The sequence below is a fragment of the Klebsiella terrigena genome (assembly GCF_012029655.1).
GTDB classification, from domain to species: Bacteria; Pseudomonadota; Gammaproteobacteria; order Enterobacterales; family Enterobacteriaceae; genus Klebsiella; species Klebsiella terrigena.
In genome coordinates this window covers 2,869,874-2,887,416 of record NZ_CP050508.1, presented here as the reverse complement: position 1 = coordinate 2,887,416, position 17,543 = coordinate 2,869,874, and the positions used below count along the sequence as shown (strand labels likewise).

At 56.1% G+C, this 17,543-nt stretch carries 13 protein-coding genes; 6 read left to right on the top strand and 7 right to left on the bottom strand.

The window, feature by feature from the left end; translation table 11 throughout:
- The first annotated feature begins 54 nt into the window (after positions 1-54).
- The 6 genes from HCK03_RS13630 to HCK03_RS13605 all read left to right on the top strand — a co-directional run bounded on the left by HCK03_RS13630 (position 55) and on the right by HCK03_RS13605 (position 12,624).
- On the top strand, positions 55-2,817 hold the full coding sequence (locus HCK03_RS13630; protein WP_167691742.1) for a LuxR C-terminal-related transcriptional regulator: 2,763 nt from the start codon (positions 55-57) through the stop codon (positions 2,815-2,817).
- Between the two features lie 603 nt (positions 2,818-3,420).
- Entirely contained in the window at positions 3,421-4,872 is a 1,452-nt protein-coding gene (locus tag HCK03_RS13625; protein WP_041147625.1) for a circularly permuted type 2 ATP-grasp protein, read from the top strand.
- Positions 4,872-5,822: an alpha-E domain-containing protein gene (locus HCK03_RS13620; protein WP_197734839.1), complete on the top strand. Its 951-nt coding sequence runs from the start codon at positions 4,872-4,874 to the stop codon at positions 5,820-5,822. Before HCK03_RS13625 ends, HCK03_RS13620 begins: the two co-directional genes overlap by 1 nt.
- Positions 5,819-9,163, top strand: coding sequence for a transglutaminase family protein (locus HCK03_RS13615; protein ID WP_143716725.1), 3,345 nt, complete (start codon positions 5,819-5,821; stop codon positions 9,161-9,163). Before HCK03_RS13620 ends, HCK03_RS13615 begins: the two co-directional genes overlap by 4 nt.
- Positions 9,164-9,187: 24 nt before the next feature.
- Positions 9,188-11,734: a circularly permuted type 2 ATP-grasp protein gene (locus tag HCK03_RS13610; protein ID WP_041145529.1), complete on the top strand. Its 2,547-nt coding sequence runs from the start codon at positions 9,188-9,190 to the stop codon at positions 11,732-11,734.
- The gene (locus HCK03_RS13605) at positions 11,731-12,624 is read left to right on the top strand and encodes a transglutaminase family protein (RefSeq protein WP_041145530.1); all 894 of its coding nucleotides are present in this window, start codon (positions 11,731-11,733) and stop codon (positions 12,622-12,624) included. The genes HCK03_RS13610 and HCK03_RS13605 overlap by 4 nt, the downstream gene beginning before the upstream one ends.
- Positions 12,625-12,662: 38 nt before the next feature.
- Here the strand turns inward: HCK03_RS13605 and HCK03_RS13600 are convergent, their stop codons facing one another.
- The 7 genes from HCK03_RS13600 to HCK03_RS13570 are packed head-to-tail and all read right to left on the bottom strand — an operon-like array spanning position 12,663 to position 17,491.
- Positions 12,663-13,232 carry a histidine phosphatase family protein gene (locus HCK03_RS13600; protein ID WP_167691741.1) on the bottom strand — a complete coding sequence of 190 codons (570 nt, stop codon included), beginning with the start codon at positions 13,230-13,232 and terminating at the stop codon, positions 12,663-12,665.
- 4 nt (positions 13,233-13,236) lie between these two features.
- Entirely contained in the window at positions 13,237-13,995 is a 759-nt protein-coding gene (locus tag HCK03_RS13595; protein WP_167691740.1) for a CbtA family protein, read from the bottom strand.
- Between the two features lie 10 nt (positions 13,996-14,005).
- Complete coding sequence (locus tag HCK03_RS13590) at positions 14,006-14,215, bottom strand: CbtB domain-containing protein (protein ID WP_041145533.1); 210 nt, start codon at positions 14,213-14,215, stop codon at positions 14,006-14,008.
- Entirely contained in the window at positions 14,212-14,679 is a 468-nt protein-coding gene (locus tag HCK03_RS13585) for a nitrile hydratase accessory protein (protein ID WP_167691739.1), read from the bottom strand. The genes HCK03_RS13590 and HCK03_RS13585 overlap by 4 nt, the downstream gene beginning before the upstream one ends.
- Positions 14,676-15,329 (bottom strand): nitrile hydratase subunit beta, encoded by a 654-nt coding sequence (gene nthB, locus HCK03_RS13580; protein WP_135184648.1) that lies wholly within the window; start codon positions 15,327-15,329, stop codon positions 14,676-14,678. The genes HCK03_RS13585 and nthB overlap by 4 nt, the downstream gene beginning before the upstream one ends.
- A 15-nt stretch (positions 15,330-15,344) precedes the next feature.
- Positions 15,345-15,953 (bottom strand): nitrile hydratase subunit alpha, encoded by a 609-nt coding sequence (nthA, locus tag HCK03_RS13575; RefSeq protein ID WP_041145536.1) that lies wholly within the window; start codon positions 15,951-15,953, stop codon positions 15,345-15,347.
- A 23-nt stretch (positions 15,954-15,976) separates the two neighbouring features.
- Positions 15,977-17,491 (bottom strand): amidase, encoded by a 1,515-nt coding sequence (locus HCK03_RS13570; RefSeq protein ID WP_167691738.1) that lies wholly within the window; start codon positions 17,489-17,491, stop codon positions 15,977-15,979.
- Positions 17,492-17,543 lie beyond the last annotated feature (52 nt).

The window sequence follows — 17,543 nt, the reverse complement described above, 5'->3', positions numbered from 1 at the left end:
CATCCCGAGCTCTGGCGTACAATTGATAAAAACAATACGAGCAGACAACCACGGATGAAGCCATCGGATTTTGCAGGTCGCCAATCAACATCACTGGTCTCTGGACCATTGCGGCTGACGAGAGGCTTGCCGCTCATCCTGACCAAATTCGTCCCGCCACGCTCCTCTATCCCGTTACTACAGCGCTCACGGCTTCTCCGACTCCTCGATCAAATTCAGTGGCGCCGTCTGGGCGTCGTTTGCGCTGGGGCTGGATTTGGTAAAACCACGCTATTAGCCCAGTGGCATCAGCAAATGATCGACCAGGGTGAACGTGTTGCCTGGCTTAGCCTCGATGAGGAGGATGATGACGTCTGGCAGTTCATACCTTATCTGCTGCAGGCATTGCGTCCGCTCTATGGCGATTGGGACGCCGATTTTTGGCGCAACATAGAAGAACAGAAGCCCGCTAACTCTCAACAGCTGCTGGCCGGGTTGATTAACCAGCTACATTACTGTCCACACGACCTGTATCTGATCATCGATGACTTCCACATGATTAATGATGCTGGTGTATATGAAGCCTTGGGCTATTTGCTCAGGCATGCACCTGCCGCGTTACATCTGATCATCGGCAGCCGTATCCACCCGAGTCTGTCCCTGAGTCAGCTTCAGGCGCAGGACCAGCTGGTGGAAATCTATGATCGAGACCTGCAGTTCACGCTCGAAGAGACGCGAAAATATTTCAGCCAGACGATTGCCGTACCGCTTAGCAATCAGCATGCGCTGCGGCTGCTGTCCGCGACAGAGGGCTGGATTGCGGGTATGAAGATCGCGTCATTGTCCCCGGCATTGCAGAATGATCCAGAACATCTGCTGCGCAACATTCGTGGAGGTACGCGCTCCATCGCCCGTTATCTGAAAGAGGTGGTACTTGACCCTCTGCCGGAGGAGGTGCTCGATTTTCTGGTGAAAACTTCGTTCCTCAATCGTGTAAATGCCGGGTTATGCAATGCGGTTACAGGACGTGACGATGGTAAAGCCATGCTGGTATGGATTGAGAGACACAACCTTTTCTTGTCAGCCCTTGATGAACAAGGCTATTGGTTTCGCTACCATCCTCTTTTGCAGGAGACCCTGCGGGCGATATTGCAGCAGAGCAACGATATCTACCCCAAGTTACATGAACTAGCCAGTCATTGGTTCGTTGAGCAGAGATTGTGGTCCGAGGCGGTACGTCATGCACTCGCCGCGGGCAAGCCCGTTCATAGCCCCGGACAGGATGGCGCCAGCGCGCAGTCACTGGCGGAAGAAGGGGATATAGATACCCTGGTTTCCTGGATGCATCATTTACCCGACAGCAATGACCCTTCGCGTATTGACCTCCAAATCAATCTGGCCTGGGCTCTGGCGCACTATTTCCGCTTTGATGAATCGAGAAGGTTGCTCGATAATCTCGACCAAATGGTCGTTAATCACCGTGCGAGTATGACCCGCAGCGCCTGGCTTAAATTGCGTGTTGTGCGCGCGATTTGCGAAGCCTTCGCTGAAAATATTCCGCAGAGTATGGCTATTGTTCAGCCGCTGTTGGCCGAAGTGCCCTGCGGAGACACCTGGGTTGATGGCCTGATATGCAATATTCTTAGCTACTGCCACGTGGTGAACCAGCGCTACGCTGAGGCCCTGGAGGTTCAACGGTATATGCCCTGCCCGGAAAGCCCCCTGGATAATCTGTTTGTCTCGGTTTACCGTGCTTTTATCATCACCCAGTGCCATCTTTGCCAGGCCGATCTGGAGAACGCCGGGCGGTATGCCGAAAGTGCATTGCGTCAGGCTGAGCGTTATACCGGCTCCCAGTCGACCAGCGGCGCAACGCTGGCACCGCTGCTGGCGGAAATTGCTTACGAACAGCGGAGCCTTGACTCACTCGATAATCTGTTAGCAGATAGACTCGAACTCATCGATCGGTTCAGTCCACCCGATGCATTGAGTCGTTGCTATACCTATCTTGCGCGTCAGGCTTTGCATGACGACATGCCGCATGAGGCGGAACGACTCCTGGTACATGCGCAGCGACTTGCGATCTCTCGCGGGTGGCAGCGGTTGCAGGCTTTGTTGTTAACCGAGCAGGTTAGAGTGCGCCTGCAGTGCGGGGATTATCCCGGCGCAGAGCAACGGCAGCGGCAACTCGAGCAACTGGCGGTCCATAGCAGAATGGATGCCGAACATCCTTGTCAACGTGCGATCGCTCAGCATGCAGCCGTCAGCCGCAGCCGCCTTCTTCTGGCGTCAGACCAGGCGCCGCAAGCCAGCATTCTACTGGCCGGACTGGTTACTGAGCAGGAACGTCGGGGTGACTGGCTATCCGCAGCGCGTCTGCGTACGCTATGGTCGTTATCCTTGTGGAAGAGCGGCGAAAACGCGGCGGCCAGGACTGCATTGCAGCCAGTCCTGCACCTGGCTGAGCAACAGAATCTCCAGCGTATTTTTCTTGATGCCGGCGAGACATTGCAACCTTTGCTTACCTATATGGACGAATCCTCTGCGGCCTGCAAAGAGCAGGGCACAACACAGATTTACAGGGTAGAGCAGGGTGTTCAGGGCGGAGGAATACCGCGTCAGAGCGAAAGCCATGATGTTCATTGGGCGCTCAGTGAGCGAGAACTTCAGGTATTACACCTCGTCGCCGACGGCCAGATGAACAAAGAAATTGCGCGTTCCCTGGCTATTTCTGTTGAGACGGTGAAATGGCACCTCAAGAACATCTACAGCAAGCTCAAAGTCAACAGTCGCACTCAGGCAATGAGCCGTGCGCTGGAAATGAAACTGCTGGATTAACCCTGTGGATAGTATACGCATAACCCCTGTGCTGAAATTCGGTCATGAACTTTGCCAATGTTGTCTATTTAAGATGCTCGATGATTGAAACTCTCGAATAAACGCAATGGTAATGTTTCATTTTGGTGCCCCACAAAAATCAGCCTGCATCATCGTGAGGCATCATGAATCGATGCACACAGCAATATTTATCTCATCACACTGATATTTAACAATTTAATTAGTGGCATGCTTTATGCTTATACTTAGATGAAGGAATAAACATCTCAGCGCATCACCGCCAATTTGTGGGGGCCATACGCAGTGCAGATATTATTGTAGGCGAGGAGTGGATAATCAACGCTGTCATGAGTTAGTTCTACGTCGATTCCAATATTCATATTTGCCGTGTTTTTTAAGAGGATGCCTGACTCACAATATACCCGCATAGTTTAATTGACAGAACATATCAGTCTCTATTGACGATAACCTAATTTACTCACTGGTGTTGATATGACACCTGGTAAAAAGCCACATTCATTTTATGGAAAATGAAAAGGCTTAGTTCTGTGTAGGTGAAGCATATATTGCCACGATCGGCGATTTAACACGGATACAATGCTGATGCATAAACTCATAAAAAACTACAAAGCCGACGTCTATTTCGACGAACTGATCGACCATGAGGGCAATCCCCGCCGTTCAGCACAGAGTTTGATTCAGTGTCTGGATTCGCTTGCGCCGGATGAACTTGAAAAGCGTCGTCTGACGGCAGAGGCGACAATACAGGAAATGGGCATTAGCTTTACGGTCTATACCGACAAAGGAAATATCGACAGGATCTGGCCATTCGATATTATTCCCCGCACCATTGATGCTCAGGACTGGACGATAGCCGAAACCGGTCTGAAGCAGCGACTTACCGCGCTGAACCGCTTTATCAATGACCTGTATAACGAACAACATTGCATCAAAGATGGCATCATTCCCGAATATATCATTAAGGAGTCGAAAAATTTTCGCCCCGAGTGTGTCGGGATGTCGCCACCTTATGGCGTCTGGGCGCATATATGTGGGACCGATTTAGTCCGTGATGAAACCGGGCAGTTCTACGTCCTGGAAGATAACCTGCGGGTTCCCTCCGGCGTCTCCTATATGCTGGAAAACCGAGCCATCACCAAGCGCGTTCTGCCGGAGTTGTTTGAACGCGAGAATATCAAACCCATTGACGCCTATCCGGCACAGCTGCTGGAAACCCTGGCGGCCCTGTCGCCCCGGCAGATTGAACGCCCGGAAATCGTGGTGCTGACCCCGGGGATTTATAATTCTGCCTACTTCGAACACGCCTTTCTGGCCCAGCAAATGGGGGTCGAGCTTGTGGAAGGCGCCGATCTGTTTGTTGGCGACGACGACTGCGTCTACACCAAAACGATCTACGGCCCGGAGCGGGTGGACGTCATTTACCGACGCATTGACGATATGTTCCTCGACCCGGAAGTATTTGATCCCGAATCTGTTCTCGGGGTGCGTGGCCTGATGCGGGCATGGAAAGCCGGAAACGTGGCGCTGGCCAATGCGCCTGGCGCCGGGGTGGCGGATGACAAGGTCGTCTATGCGTATGTTCCGGCACTGATTCGTTACTATCTGGACGAAGAGCCTATTCTGCCGAACGTGGAAACCTTCCTTTGCCAGAATGATGATGAACGGGAATACGTTCTGCAGAATCTGGATAAGCTGGTGGTGAAACCGGCTAACGAATCCGGCGGCTATGGCATGCTGGTCGGGCCGCACTCGACCAAAAAAGAGCAGCAGCAGTTTGCCGAACTGATCCAGGCGAATCCACGCAACTATATTGCTCAACCGACGTTGAAGCTCTCTACCGCACCGGCGCTCATCGCGAAAGATTATCTGGAGCCGCGCCACCTCGATCTACGCCCCTTCATTTTGCAAAGCAAAGAGACTTACGTGACAACCGGTGGGTTGACGCGGGTGGCGATGAAAAAAGGCTCATTAGTGGTTAACTCATCCCAGGGCGGCGGGAGTAAGGATACCTGGATCGTGGAGAGCAAAAAATAATGAACATGCTATCAAGAGTTGCTGCGCGCCTGTACTGGAGCGCGCGTTATCTGGAGCGCGCGGAGAATATCGCGCGGTTAGTCAGCGTGTATGACGATCTGCTTTACGATCTGCCACGGGATATCGCTGTTTCCTGGTATAACCTGATCGAAATTAGCAGCGGCGTCGCCCTGTTTGGCCAGCGCTATAAAATTAAAGACGAACGCAATGTGCTGAAGTTTATGCTGGCCGACGAGAGCAACCCAGACTCTCTGCTGTCGTCACTAAAAATGGTCCGTGAAAATATCCGTACCAGCCGTGATGTGGTACCGGGAGAGATGTGGGAGCTGATCAATGAACTGGATCTGTACGCCAGACAGAACATCCGCCTGGGGATCAACCGCTCTGAACGACATACGTATCTCAATAACGTCATTGAAGGATGTCAGAAAATTATCGGCCTGCTGACCGGGTCGATGAGCCGCGATGCCGGCTGGCATTTTCTGAACATGGGGCGCTATCTGGAGCGCGCCGACATGAATACGCGCATTCTTGACGCGGCAAATTCCCTGATGATGCAGGCGCGTGAGGAGGAGAGCATCAAGTTAGGCCAGGTGGTGTGGTCTAAGGTCCTGAAATCGCAAAGCGCCTATCTCAGCTTTCGCCGGGTAATGCGCTGTTCGATTAAAGGCTCGCTGGTGGTCACGCTGCTCCTGACGGATGGGCATTTCCCTCGTTCGCAGCGCTATTGCCTGCAGCAAATCAAGCTGGCTGCCGCTGAGCTGCCGAGGGCGTCGGCCGTTTCGGATCACATTGACAGTCTTTTGCTTGCAACCCGGGGCGTCGATAATTCTCACGATCTGAACCGCGAATTTAGTCTCTACCTCAATGAGGTTCAGCTCAGCCTGATTGCGCTTCATCACCTGATTACCGATAACTGGTTTCTTTTCCTGCAAGGGGATGCCGTATGACCATCCGGGTTGCGATTCAACATACAACGACTTACGAATTCGATCGTTTGATCAACGTGGCGCCGCATATTTTGCGCCTACGCCCAGCGCCTCATTCACGTACCCATATACATGGCTATTCCCTGAAAGTGACGCCCGAAGACCACTTTATTAACTGGCAGCAGGATCCGTTCGGCAACTATCAGGCGCGGCTGGTGTTTCCTGAAAAAACGAAACGCCTGGAGTTCGCGGTGGAGGTGATCGCGGACATGACCGTGATCAACCCGTTTGACTTCTTTATTGAAGAGTATGCCGAGCATTTTCCCTTTGCTTATGATTCTTTGATGCAGGAAGAACTCGCACCTTATCTTAAGGTCACCGAGCAGAGCCCTGAACTTGACGCGTGGCTGGATACCGTTGATTGCGAGGAAATGGTGCACATCGTGACCTTCCTGGTGCAGCTCAATAGCCGCCTGGCCAACGAAATTGACTATGGAATTCGCCTGGAGCCCGGCGTGCAGAGCTGTCAGGAAACGCTGACGTTGAAAAAAGGCTCGTGCAGGGATACCTCATGGCTGCTGGTGCAGATCCTGCGTCATTTGGGGCTGGCAGCCCGCTTTGCCTCCGGCTATCTGGTGCAGTTGACTGCCGATGTGAAAGCGCTCGACGGTCCGTCAGGCCCGGAACAGGATTTCACCGATCTGCACGCCTGGTGTGAAGTCTATCTCCCCGGCGCTGGCTGGGTGGGGCTGGATCCGACCAGCGGCCTGTTTGCCGGCGAAGGGCATATTCCTTTAGCCTGCACGGCGGACCCGCAGTCTGCGGCACCGATTACCGGCGCAACCGACCCATGCGAATGTGAGTTCAGCTATACCAACATTGTCACACGCATTCATGAAGATCCGCGCGTCACGCGGCCTTACAGCGAAGATGAGTGGCTGAACATCAACGCGCTGGGCCGCGCCGTAGACGTTGAGCTGCAATCCAATGATGTGCGCCTGACCATGGGGGGCGAACCGACATTTATCTCCATCGACGATATGGACTCTGCGCAGTGGAACACCGAGGCGCTGGGCAAGGACAAATTACGTCTCGCTAAAGACCTGCTGCTGCGGCTAAAAGCGCAGTTCAGTCATGGGGGACTGCTGCACTATGGTCAGGGTAAGTGGTATCCGGGAGAGGAGGTTCCGCGCTGGGCGCTGGGGTGCTTCTGGCGCACCGACGGAGAGGCGCTGTGGCACGATCCGGAGCTCGTTGCCCGCGTCGATCGGGATTACGGCCACGGCATCGCTGATGCGGAGCGCTTTGGTCAGACGCTGTGTCAGCAGCTAGGCATCGACGCCGGCTATTTGCAACCCGGGTATGAAGACGCGCTCTACTACCTGTGGCTTGAGCGCGCGCTGCCGGAAGGGGCCGACCCGAGAAAGGCGAGTCTCGATGATGACCTTGAACGGCGCCGGCTGGCCAGTTTACTCAGCCGCGGTATGGAAAGCGCAACGGGCTACATTCTGCCCGTCGAGTTTGATGGTCAAGGGTGGCGGAGTAGCCGCTGGCCGATGCGGGGAGGGCTGATTACGCTGATCCCCGGAGACAGTGCCATGGGTTACCGTCTGCCGCTCAATTCGCTGCCGCCGCTCACCGAAGATGAGCGCGTCGTCGAACGCGATCCTTTCGAGCCTCGCGAACCGCTGCCGGTTTTTGCGATCGGGGAAGAGGCGGCCACCACCGTTGCCCAGCAGGCGTTGCAGCAACAAAAATCGGCAGTTAACGGCAGTAAAAGCGTGGTCCGCACCGCGCTGTGCCTCGAACCGCGCGAGGGCAAGCTCCATCTGTTCCTGCCGCCAGTCACCCATCTGGAGAATTATGTTGCCCTGATTCATGCCGTCGAAGCGACGGCCAGCGCGTTGCAGCTACCGGTGGTGATAGAAGGTTATGAGCCGCCAAAAGATGCTCGCTTGCAGAAGCTGCTGTTAACCCCCGACCCTGGGGTTATCGAGGTCAATATTCACCCGGCCAGCCACTGGGATGAGCTGGTCCATAATATTGAAACGCTCTACGAGCAGGCGCAACAGACCCGACTGGGGGCCGAGAAGTTTATGCTTGATGGCCGGCACACCGGTACCGGGGGCGGTAACCACGTGACCTTAGGCGGGGCCACTCCTGCCGACAGCCCTCTACTGCGGCGTCCCGACCTCCTGCGTAGCCTGGTGACATACTGGCAGCACCATCCGGGTCTTTCCTACTTATTCTCAGGAATGTTTATTGGCCCAACCAGTCAGGCTCCGCGTCCGGATGAAGGACGGGATGAAGCGCTTTACGAAATGGAGATAGCCTTCCAGAACATGCCGGAAGGGCTGGTTGATACCCCATGGCTGGTGGACAGGCTAATGCGCAACCTGCTGGTGGATATCACCGGTAATACCCATCGCTCAGAATTTTGCATCGACAAACTGTACGCGGCAGGCAGCAGTAGCGGCCGTCTGGGGCTGCTGGAGTTCCGCGGCTTCGAAATGCCGCCGCACGCCCGCATGTCGCTGGTGCAGTTGCTGCTGCTCCGCTGCCTGGTGGCGCGTTTCTGGAACCAGCCGTATCACAAGCCGCTGGTCCGTTGGGGCACCCAACTGCACGATAAGTTTATGTTGCCGCATTTCGTCTGGCAGGACGTAAAAGAAGTGGTGGATGACCTGCAGCGGCATGGCTATCCCTTCAAACTGTCATGGCTGCTGCCGTTTGAAGAGTTCCGCTTCCCGCACTATGGTCGCCAGCAAATTGATGATATTGAGCTCGAGCTTCGCTGGGCGATCGAGCCGTGGCATGTCCTGGGCGAAGAAGTGACGCAGTCCGGGACCTCTCGCTACGTTGACTCCTCCGTCGAACGCCTGCAGGTGCGCCTGTCCGGTTTGACTGAAGGACGCTATGTGCTGGCGTGCAACGGTCGCCGCGTACCGCTGCGAGCGACCGGAAAGAAAGGGGAGATGGTGGGGGCGGTGCGCTATCGCGCCTGGGCGCCAACCTCGGCGCTGCATCCGACTCTTGGGGTGAATACTCCCCTGGTGTTTGATCTGATTGATACCTGGAACGGTCTTTCCATTGGTGGCTGTAGCTATCGCGTCAGCCACCCGGGCGGACGTCACTATGAGACGCTACCGGTCAACAGCAACGAAGCTGAGGCAAGGCGCGTCAATCGATTCTGGGATCATGGCTTCACCCAGGGCGTCTTGACGCCTCCTCCAGCATTCAGCGCGTTAAGGACATTCTATGAGCATGAGCAGGTTCCACGCCCAATGGCTCCTCCGGAAGAAGAACCGGGCGATGAATACCCGCATACTTTGGATCTCCGCAGGAAGTATACTAGGATTTAGCTTTGAGCCGGGTAATCAGAATACATGACAGCTTCTTTTTCTGAATCAATCACGCCGGCCTGTGAGCCGGCGTCTTTCTCTGTCGATCCCTCTACGACAGACGTCTATAACGAAGCTTGCGATCCGGCGAACACCATCCGCCCACACTGGACTGAGGTCATGAACAGCGTCGGCGAGATGGGTATAGAAGGGATGGAAAACCGTCTTCGTCAGGCAAGGCGTATTTTGCGCGACGATGGCGCAACCTATAACCTCAATGGCGATCCGCTGTCGCCGAACGTCTGGTCGCTGGACATCATTCCAAATCTGTTGGTGGAGGACGAGTGGTTAACCGTTGAACGTGGCCTGGCGCAGCGCTCGCTGCTTTTCGACCTGATACTTAAAGATTTCTACGGTGAACAGCGGCTGCTGAAAGAGGGCGTAATCCCGTCAGAAATCGTTTTCTCTCATCCTGGCTTTCTGCGTCAGTGCCACGGTATACGTCTGCCGGGCGCGCATAATCTCATCTTCCACGCAGTCGATCTCGTTCGCGGCGGTGATGGACAGTTTGTGGCTATTGGCGATCGTACCCAGGCGCCGAGCGGCACCGGTTATGTGCTTGAAAACAGAATCGCCGTTTCTCGCGTGCTGCCGTCGCTGTTTCGCAACAGCAACGTCCGGCGGCTTTCCGGCTTCTTTCACGCACTGCGGCATACGTTAGCCGGTCTTGCCAGTCACAAAACAGAGACCCCGCGGATCGTGGTGCTGACGCCCGGCGCATACAGCAGTACCTATTTTGAGCATGCTTATCTCGCGAACTATCTCGGCTTTCAGCTGGTTCAGGGAGGCGATCTGACCGTGCGTAACGGCAGGGTATGGTTGAAGTCCCTTAATGGCCTGTCGGAAGTTGATGTGATTTTACGCCGTATGGATGATACTTATTGCGACCAAACGGAACTGCGTTCCGACTCGCGGCTAGGCGTGCCGGGGCTGCTTGAAGTGGTACGCAGCGGTAACGTCGTGCTGGCAAACCCTCTGGGCTCAGGGGTTCTTGAAGCGCCGGCGCTGCTGGCGTTTCTCGCAGAAATTAGTCAGTGTTTGCTTGGCGAACCGCTATTGATCCCGACGGTTAAGACCTGGTGGTGCGGTCGCGCTGAGGATCGCGATTTTGTGATCCGTAACCTTGAACACCTGATAATCAAACCGTCCTGGCGTAGTTTTGATAGCAAAAGCATTTACGGTCATAGCCTGGATGAGCGCAATCGGATGCTCACCATTGAGCAAATCACCGCCAACCCGCACAACTACGTGGCTCAGGTATACATACCCGGCTCGCGCGTACCGGTCTGGGATAATCAACAAATTGAATATCGGCCCAGTATTTTCCGCGCGTTTACCGTCGCCACCCCGGAGGGGTACTGCGTCATGCCCGGAACGCTATCACGGGTAGCTGAGTCCGCTGATGAATTTATTGTTAGTGATTTATCCGGCGCACGCAGTAAAGATACGTGGATACTGGGGGAAAAACCCGATATAGCGCAGCAGCCGCTGACGGACTCCATTCCTCGTGATGAGGGAAATCTGCCCAGCCGCGTTATCGAGAACCTGTTCTGGTTTGGCCGCTATGCGGAACGCGCTGAAATGAGCCTGCGCGTGATACGCACTCTTTTCAAACAGCTTAACGGAGTTGAGTTGTTTATGCCTGAGAGCCGCGATGTCCTGCTGGGGGCATTATTTCCGCTCACCGGCACGTTGCCTGAAACAGACGCGGGCGCTGACCAGAATCATGAGCTTTCTTCGTTGGTTTGTGATGGCCAACGCGCCGGATCGATTAAATTTAATATCCAAAGCATGCTGACCTGTGGCGAGCAGGTAAAAGAGATGCTCTCGGCCGATACCCGAATTATTCTCAATGAGTTACGCGATTGTATTCGGGCGGTGGAGGTGGCCTATCAGGATGGGCTGCCGGAACTGCCGGAAGAGTCACTGGACAATCTGGTCACCTCTTTACTGGCCTTGTCCGGGCTGAATCATGAAAGCATGCTGCGTGGAATGGACTGGCGGTTTCAGGAGATTGGCCGCCGTGCGGAGCGGGCGCGTCTAACCGCCATTTTACTCAAACACACGCTGACCCACGCTCTTCCTGGTTTACAGCAACAGCAAATTTTAGAATCGGTACTGATGAGCGTAGAGGCACTGATCTCTTTCCGTCGCCGCTATCGCGGACGCATGAACATCATTTCTGGTCTGGATTTATTGATGCTGGACGCCAGCAACCCGCGTTCGTTGATTTATCAGATCGATCGACTGCGCAAATACCTCCTCGAACTACCGCGACAGGATGGTCAGACTTCCAGCCTGACATCCGACATGCGTCCGATAATGAAATCACTGACCGATATTCAGCTGGCCGAACTGGACATGTTGGCGCAGGTCGATGAACAAACGGAGCTGCGTGGACAGCTGGATACGCTCATGACGCAGATAATCAGCCAACTGGAGCAATTTACGACCCTGCTGAGCGACAAGTATTTCGATCATGCAGATGGACCCCAGCAGTTGATTAACGCGCAATGGAAGACTGACTTATGAAATACCGGGTACGTCATCTGACGGAGTACCAGTACAATTCACCCGTGACGTTATGCTACAACATGACGCATCTTCTGCCGCGCGATACGGCAAATCAACGCTGTTTACTGCGGCGGATTACGGTGACGCCGATGCCCGTTTATCAGAGCGAGGGGAGTGATTATTTCGGCAATCTGACGTTTTATTTCTCGATCCAGGTTCCGCACGACAAGCTAACCATTGAGATGGAAAGCTACTTTGATATTGATGAAATAAACCACGCGAACCTGCTATATGACCACCCGCTCACCTGCGGTGAGTATCGTCGATTGCTGCAGGAGTCCGGGACGGCGGATCTGCGAATGGCGAAAGAGTATTTGCTCGATTCCGGTTTAATCCTCCGTTCCGAACGGCTGGCCAGCTATGCTGCCGATATTTTTCACGATAATGCAGGGGTGATCCAGGCGGCGATGGACTTCACACATCGTATTTTTACGGAGTTTACTTTCGACCCGGTTGCGACCAGCGTCACAACACCACCCGAGCAGGTTTTAGAGGAAAAGCGCGGCGTCTGTCAGGATTTTGCCCATCTGGCGATCGCTTGCCTGCGCTCTGTCGGCTTACCCGCGCGTTATATCAGCGGCTATATTGAAACGTTGCCGCCGGAGGGGCAGGAAAAACTCGTCGGAACCGATGCGTCACATGCCTGGTTTGCCATTTTTATCCCTGATATCGGCTGGCTGGAGTTTGATCCGACCAACGATCTTATGCCTCAGGGGCAGCATATCGTCACGGCGTGGGGAAGGGATTATGCCGATGTGACTCCGTTACAGGGCGTTATTTTCGATGGCGGGGCAACGCTGGCTCTGGAAGTGGCGGTTGATGTGCAGCGTCAGGATTCATCTGGCTGACCGAAACCGCCCCTCAGTGCACCGAGGGGCGAGTTGACCTAACCGCCAGTTGCGCGGTCTTTCAATAAACAAAAATTCCAGCGCCGTCCGTCGCTGCGCAGTTCGGTGATGCTGAGCGGGTGGATGTCGATGCGTGAAAATGATTGAGGTGGCGCGCCGAGAACGTCGACGATCATGGCGCGAATTGCGGCGGCGGGCACAATTGCACAGTGACGACCTTGCATATCGACGCATTTGGCCAGCCAACTGCCATAGCGCGCCAACAGCTGAGCACGCGACTCTCCGCCCGGGGGCGGGGCGCCTTCCAGCCAGGCGTGGAAAGCTTCGGCGTCTTGCGCCATCACCTCACGTATTGGCCGACCGGCCCAGCTGCCGTAGTCAGGTTCCGCCAGCTCTGCCACCAGGGTGCCCTGTAAAGAGAGCGCTGCTGCGGTTTGTCGGGCGGCGGTGTCTGGGGAGATCCAGACGCTGTGATAACGGGCGGCACTGCCTGGTAACCGCTGCGCCCGCTGCCACTCCCGCGCCTCCAGAGGGTCATCACAGGGAAAATGTGAACCTCTGGAAGCTGCCGTTTCTCCCTGACAAATCAGCGTTAGCGACGCTCTCATAATGTTAACCGCGCCGGAAGGCCGGGCGCTGTCCGCGTGTCGCCGGCGTGCGTTCGGCTAAGACACCGAACGCTACACCGATGACGCTCCAGAGCACCAGATGCGTGCCGAAGGAGCTTATGCGAAAACGCCACAGCAGGTCCGCCGGGAAGTGGTCGGACACTTCGTTCACTGTCGGCATCAGGGCACAAACCACGAGCATCAGCGCCACGGCGAACAGCGTTGCCCACATCATCGCATTTCCTCTGCCGAGGCGCGGCATTAGCTGATGTGATAACCACGCGGACGCGATGACGATGCCGATGGAAAGCAACATCATGACGAAGTACAGCCCGGTACGATAGCCGATGGTATCCGGGTTGCCGACTGCGGGCGGATTGGGCGGGTATTTCAGACCTGGCATCAGGCTCATGGCCAGAAAGCCGACCAGCGCCAGGCACAACGCCAGCAAACGCGGGTTCGATGGCCCAAAGCGCTGGTAGCTAAAAGCCCACACCAGCGCCAGGCCGCCGCCCAGTGCGGCGCCGAACAGCGCCATACCGGCCATTAGGCCGATCCCGGACTGGGTCTGTCGGCTAAACACCTCTTCTTCTTCTCCGCCGTCTGCTGACGCGCCGTGTTGGTGAGTGTGAGCGGACATGCTTTTTTCCAGCCCAATGGCGCGATCGACCTGCGGTTCGCCGAAATGGTGTGCAAAGGCAAATGCCACCAGTCCGGCCAGAATGCCGGCCATCATCCCTTTAAATAACAGTTTCCCAATCATTTCCGCCTCCTCAGTGGCAGGGAAAGCCCAGCAGATGACGTGCGTCGTGGAAGAATTCATGCACCTGGGTACCGGAAAACATCGACGTTGCGCCTTGCTCTGCGCCAACAAAATAGATAGCCAGCAGCGCCAGCAAGGCGGTGAACAGCGCCCAGGGCAGCAGTTCCGCGACAGGGATCGGGGCGACCGGGGCGTGGGTATTCAGGGTGATATCACTCATGATGTAACTCCATTGTCGATTTTGCTGTTGGACGAGTGCGCCGGGCTAACCGTCACCGGCACGCCCAGCGGAAGGTGATGATGGGTATGTGCCGGTGGGCAACTGGCGTTCGCCAGTACAATTGGCTGGCCGTGAGGCGTGTTGAGATACGCCTGCCGCCATTCCTGTGTCCGCCGGGTGAACTCCTCCGGCACGATCAGGTCGAGGGCGGTTATCATTTTTTCCATCGCCGCTGCCCACTGGCGATAGTAGGCATCATTCACGCTTTCATCAGGCTGGGCTGGCGCAGCTTTGATCTCCTCGCTGAATGTCCGTACCCATTCTGCCCACGGGAAGAGCCCGGCCCGGTGCAGATGGACGATCAGTGAGAACGCTTTTGCCTGCCAGGGCTTATCGAATACGGGCCCTTCCTCATCGCGCGGTAACCCGACGGCGGCGTAATCGTGTGGTGTCGCAGTATTCATGCTTCCTCCAGATAGTCGTCCCACAGATCGATGAACACGTTGTCCGGGCGCGGCTCTCCCCACAGCTCCTGCGCGGTGAAACTGACGCTGTAGACATGCTGGGGATGTTCGCCCAGGCCATGCGCCGCGGTATCTGGCGTGATAAACACACCGTGAGCAATTTCTATGCGGCCGACTTTATCGCGTGCGTAACGGGGCAGACGGGTATGGGTGGTCGGGTTGAAATTTTTCGTTCGTACCCGATCTCCCACCCGGAAGCGGGGCGCAACGTCGTGACTGACGCGAGCAGAGCCGCCGGTGCTGACGACCATCGATACCATGTCCTGCGTCAGCACAGGTGTGCCTGGCTTACAGAGGGTGGGCTTCGCGCCACCCCACAACTCGTCAACGGTGATCACCCCCTTTGCCAGCAGCAGGGTTTCGAATGCATGCAGCCAGTGCTCGTAGTAACTCGACTGCAGATAGTCGGCAGGAGGCATACATTCGATGGAATGGCGAAATTCGTCGACGTTGAAGTGTCCGCCGACAAACAACGAGGCGAACATTGGAAATACCCGGCGCTCCCACTCATGGTGGAAATAGGGTTCGTTTTCCTCGGTAGGGATCGGGCCGAAGCCGTGCATACCGCCGAGATCGTGTATTCCGTTCATGGTTTTCTCCTCTCGTTATGGTGCGGTAACCACACCGGTGCCAATCATCGAATCGCGCGAGATCAGTTCGCTCAACTGCGCTTCGCTCCAGCCGTCTGTGCCCGCCGGACGTTCAGGCAGTACCAGATAACGCAACTCGGCGCTGCTGTCCCAGACGCGAATCTCTTTGCTTTCGGGAATGTGTAACCCGAACTCGGCCAGAACGCCGCGTGGGTCGATGACAATACGTGAACGATAGGGGGCTGATTTGTACCAGACAGGTGGCAGACCCAGTACCGGCCAGGGGTAGCAGGAGCACAGCGTACAGACGGTCACGTTGTGCACGTCCGGCGTATTCTCAACCACCAACATGTCTTCGCCCTGTATACCGGAGAAACCCAGTTCTGAGATGGCGGCGGTGGCGTTTTCCATCAGTCGACGTTTGTATTCCGGGTCGCTCCACGCTCTGGCGACAACCTGTGCGCCATTGCGCGGGCCGACTTTGTGCTCATAGGTGTCAATCAACTCATCCAGAGCCGCAGGGTCGATTAGTCCTTTTTCCTGTAGCAGGGATTCCAGTGCGCGGACACGTAACTCGATGTCTACTGGTGGTTCGGTGTGGTCGTGGTCGTGTTTATGGCTCATTTTATGCTTCCCGAGAGTTAAGGTTAAAACTTCCGCCAGTCGCCGCAGGCTTCGAAAGCGGAGGCGGCCTGATAGATAGTGCTTTCAGCGTAATGACGTCCTACCAGCATCATGCCCACCGGGAGCCCGTCGACCATGCCACAGGGGATAGACATGGCCGGGTGACCGGTGATGTCCTGCGGGGCGGTGTTGCCGATCATTTCGAAAGCGCGCGAGATATATTCGGTGATGGAGCAGTCCGGCTCCGGTATCGGCTGAGCGACGATAGGTACGGTGGGCATCACCAGCAGGTCGAAGTCTCCCAGTGCCCGGTCGTAGGCGGCGCGGGCCCGGCGCGCGATATTCTGCGCCCTGGCGTAATAGCGACCATGATAGCGTTCCAGCCCGTACTGCCCGACAAACATGCAGATTTTAAGCGACGGGGAGAGGGCATCGGCGCTCTCGCGCCAGTGAGCGTGTTTGTCCAGCAGAGCGACGTCGTACTGGCCTTTCCAGTTAAAGCCCATGCCGTTGCCGTGCATCATCTGCGCCGTGAGCCCCTCGCAGCCGATGGGGGACCAGAGCGCGCCCGCCAGAGCATGTTCCGGCACGGAAATTTCGCCGACGATGGCTCCCAGTTCTTGCAGGCGGGCGACGGCAGCGCGCACCTTCGCCGCCACCTGTGTATCCATGTTTGGCAGCTGGAATCCTTCGGTCAGAATGCCGATTTTCAGATTACGCACGCCCTTGCCCAGCGCGGAGGTGTAAGTCTCCACGAGGGGGGCATACTGGCGCGGGTCGAGCCCATCGTCGCCGGCGATGGTTTCCAGCATCAACGCGTTGTCGCGCACGTTGGCGGTGATCGGGCCTGCGTGGTCGATGGTCGCTTCAATCGGCATGATGCCGGTGTAAGGCACCAGTCCGTGGGTCGGTTTCATGCCGTAGGTACCACAGAAGGCGGAAGGGATGCGAATTGAACCGCCCTGATCGCAGCCTATCGCCATGTCCACTTCTCCCGCCGCCACCAGTGCGGCGCTGCCGGAGGATGAACCTCCGGCGGAATAGCCATGACGATGGGGATTGTGCACCGGGGCCGGGTCGGAAGTGTGGCTGCCGCCGGAGAGGCAGAAGTGCTCGCAAGTGGCTTTGCCGAGAATAGTTGCGCCGGCGTCCAACAGGCGCGTGGCAACGGTTGCGTCATAGGCCGGGACAAAACCTTCCAGCGTGGAGGTCCCGTTCATCATCGGTACTCCGGCCAGCGAGATATTGTCCTTAAGAGCGATGGTATATCCGGCCAGCGCGCCAGTCGCCGCACCTTTCACCTCGGTTTTGTAATACCACGCGTTGAGCTGATTTTCCTCGCCAGTCGGGCGATAACCAGCGGCGCGTGGGTAGCGGACTTCCGGGATCTCGTCGGGCAGCGAGTCGACCAGATCGTAGGCGTCGAAGTTCGCCTGCATCAGCGCCAGATACTCCTCGGACTGAGCAGGGGTCAGGCTGATATGCAGCCGACTGGCAAGTTCTTGCAATTGTTCGGCTGTGGGACGTTGAATAGCCATACTGTTTCCTTTTTCTCTTACTTGCTCATACACCTGTTCTGAACATAAGCCC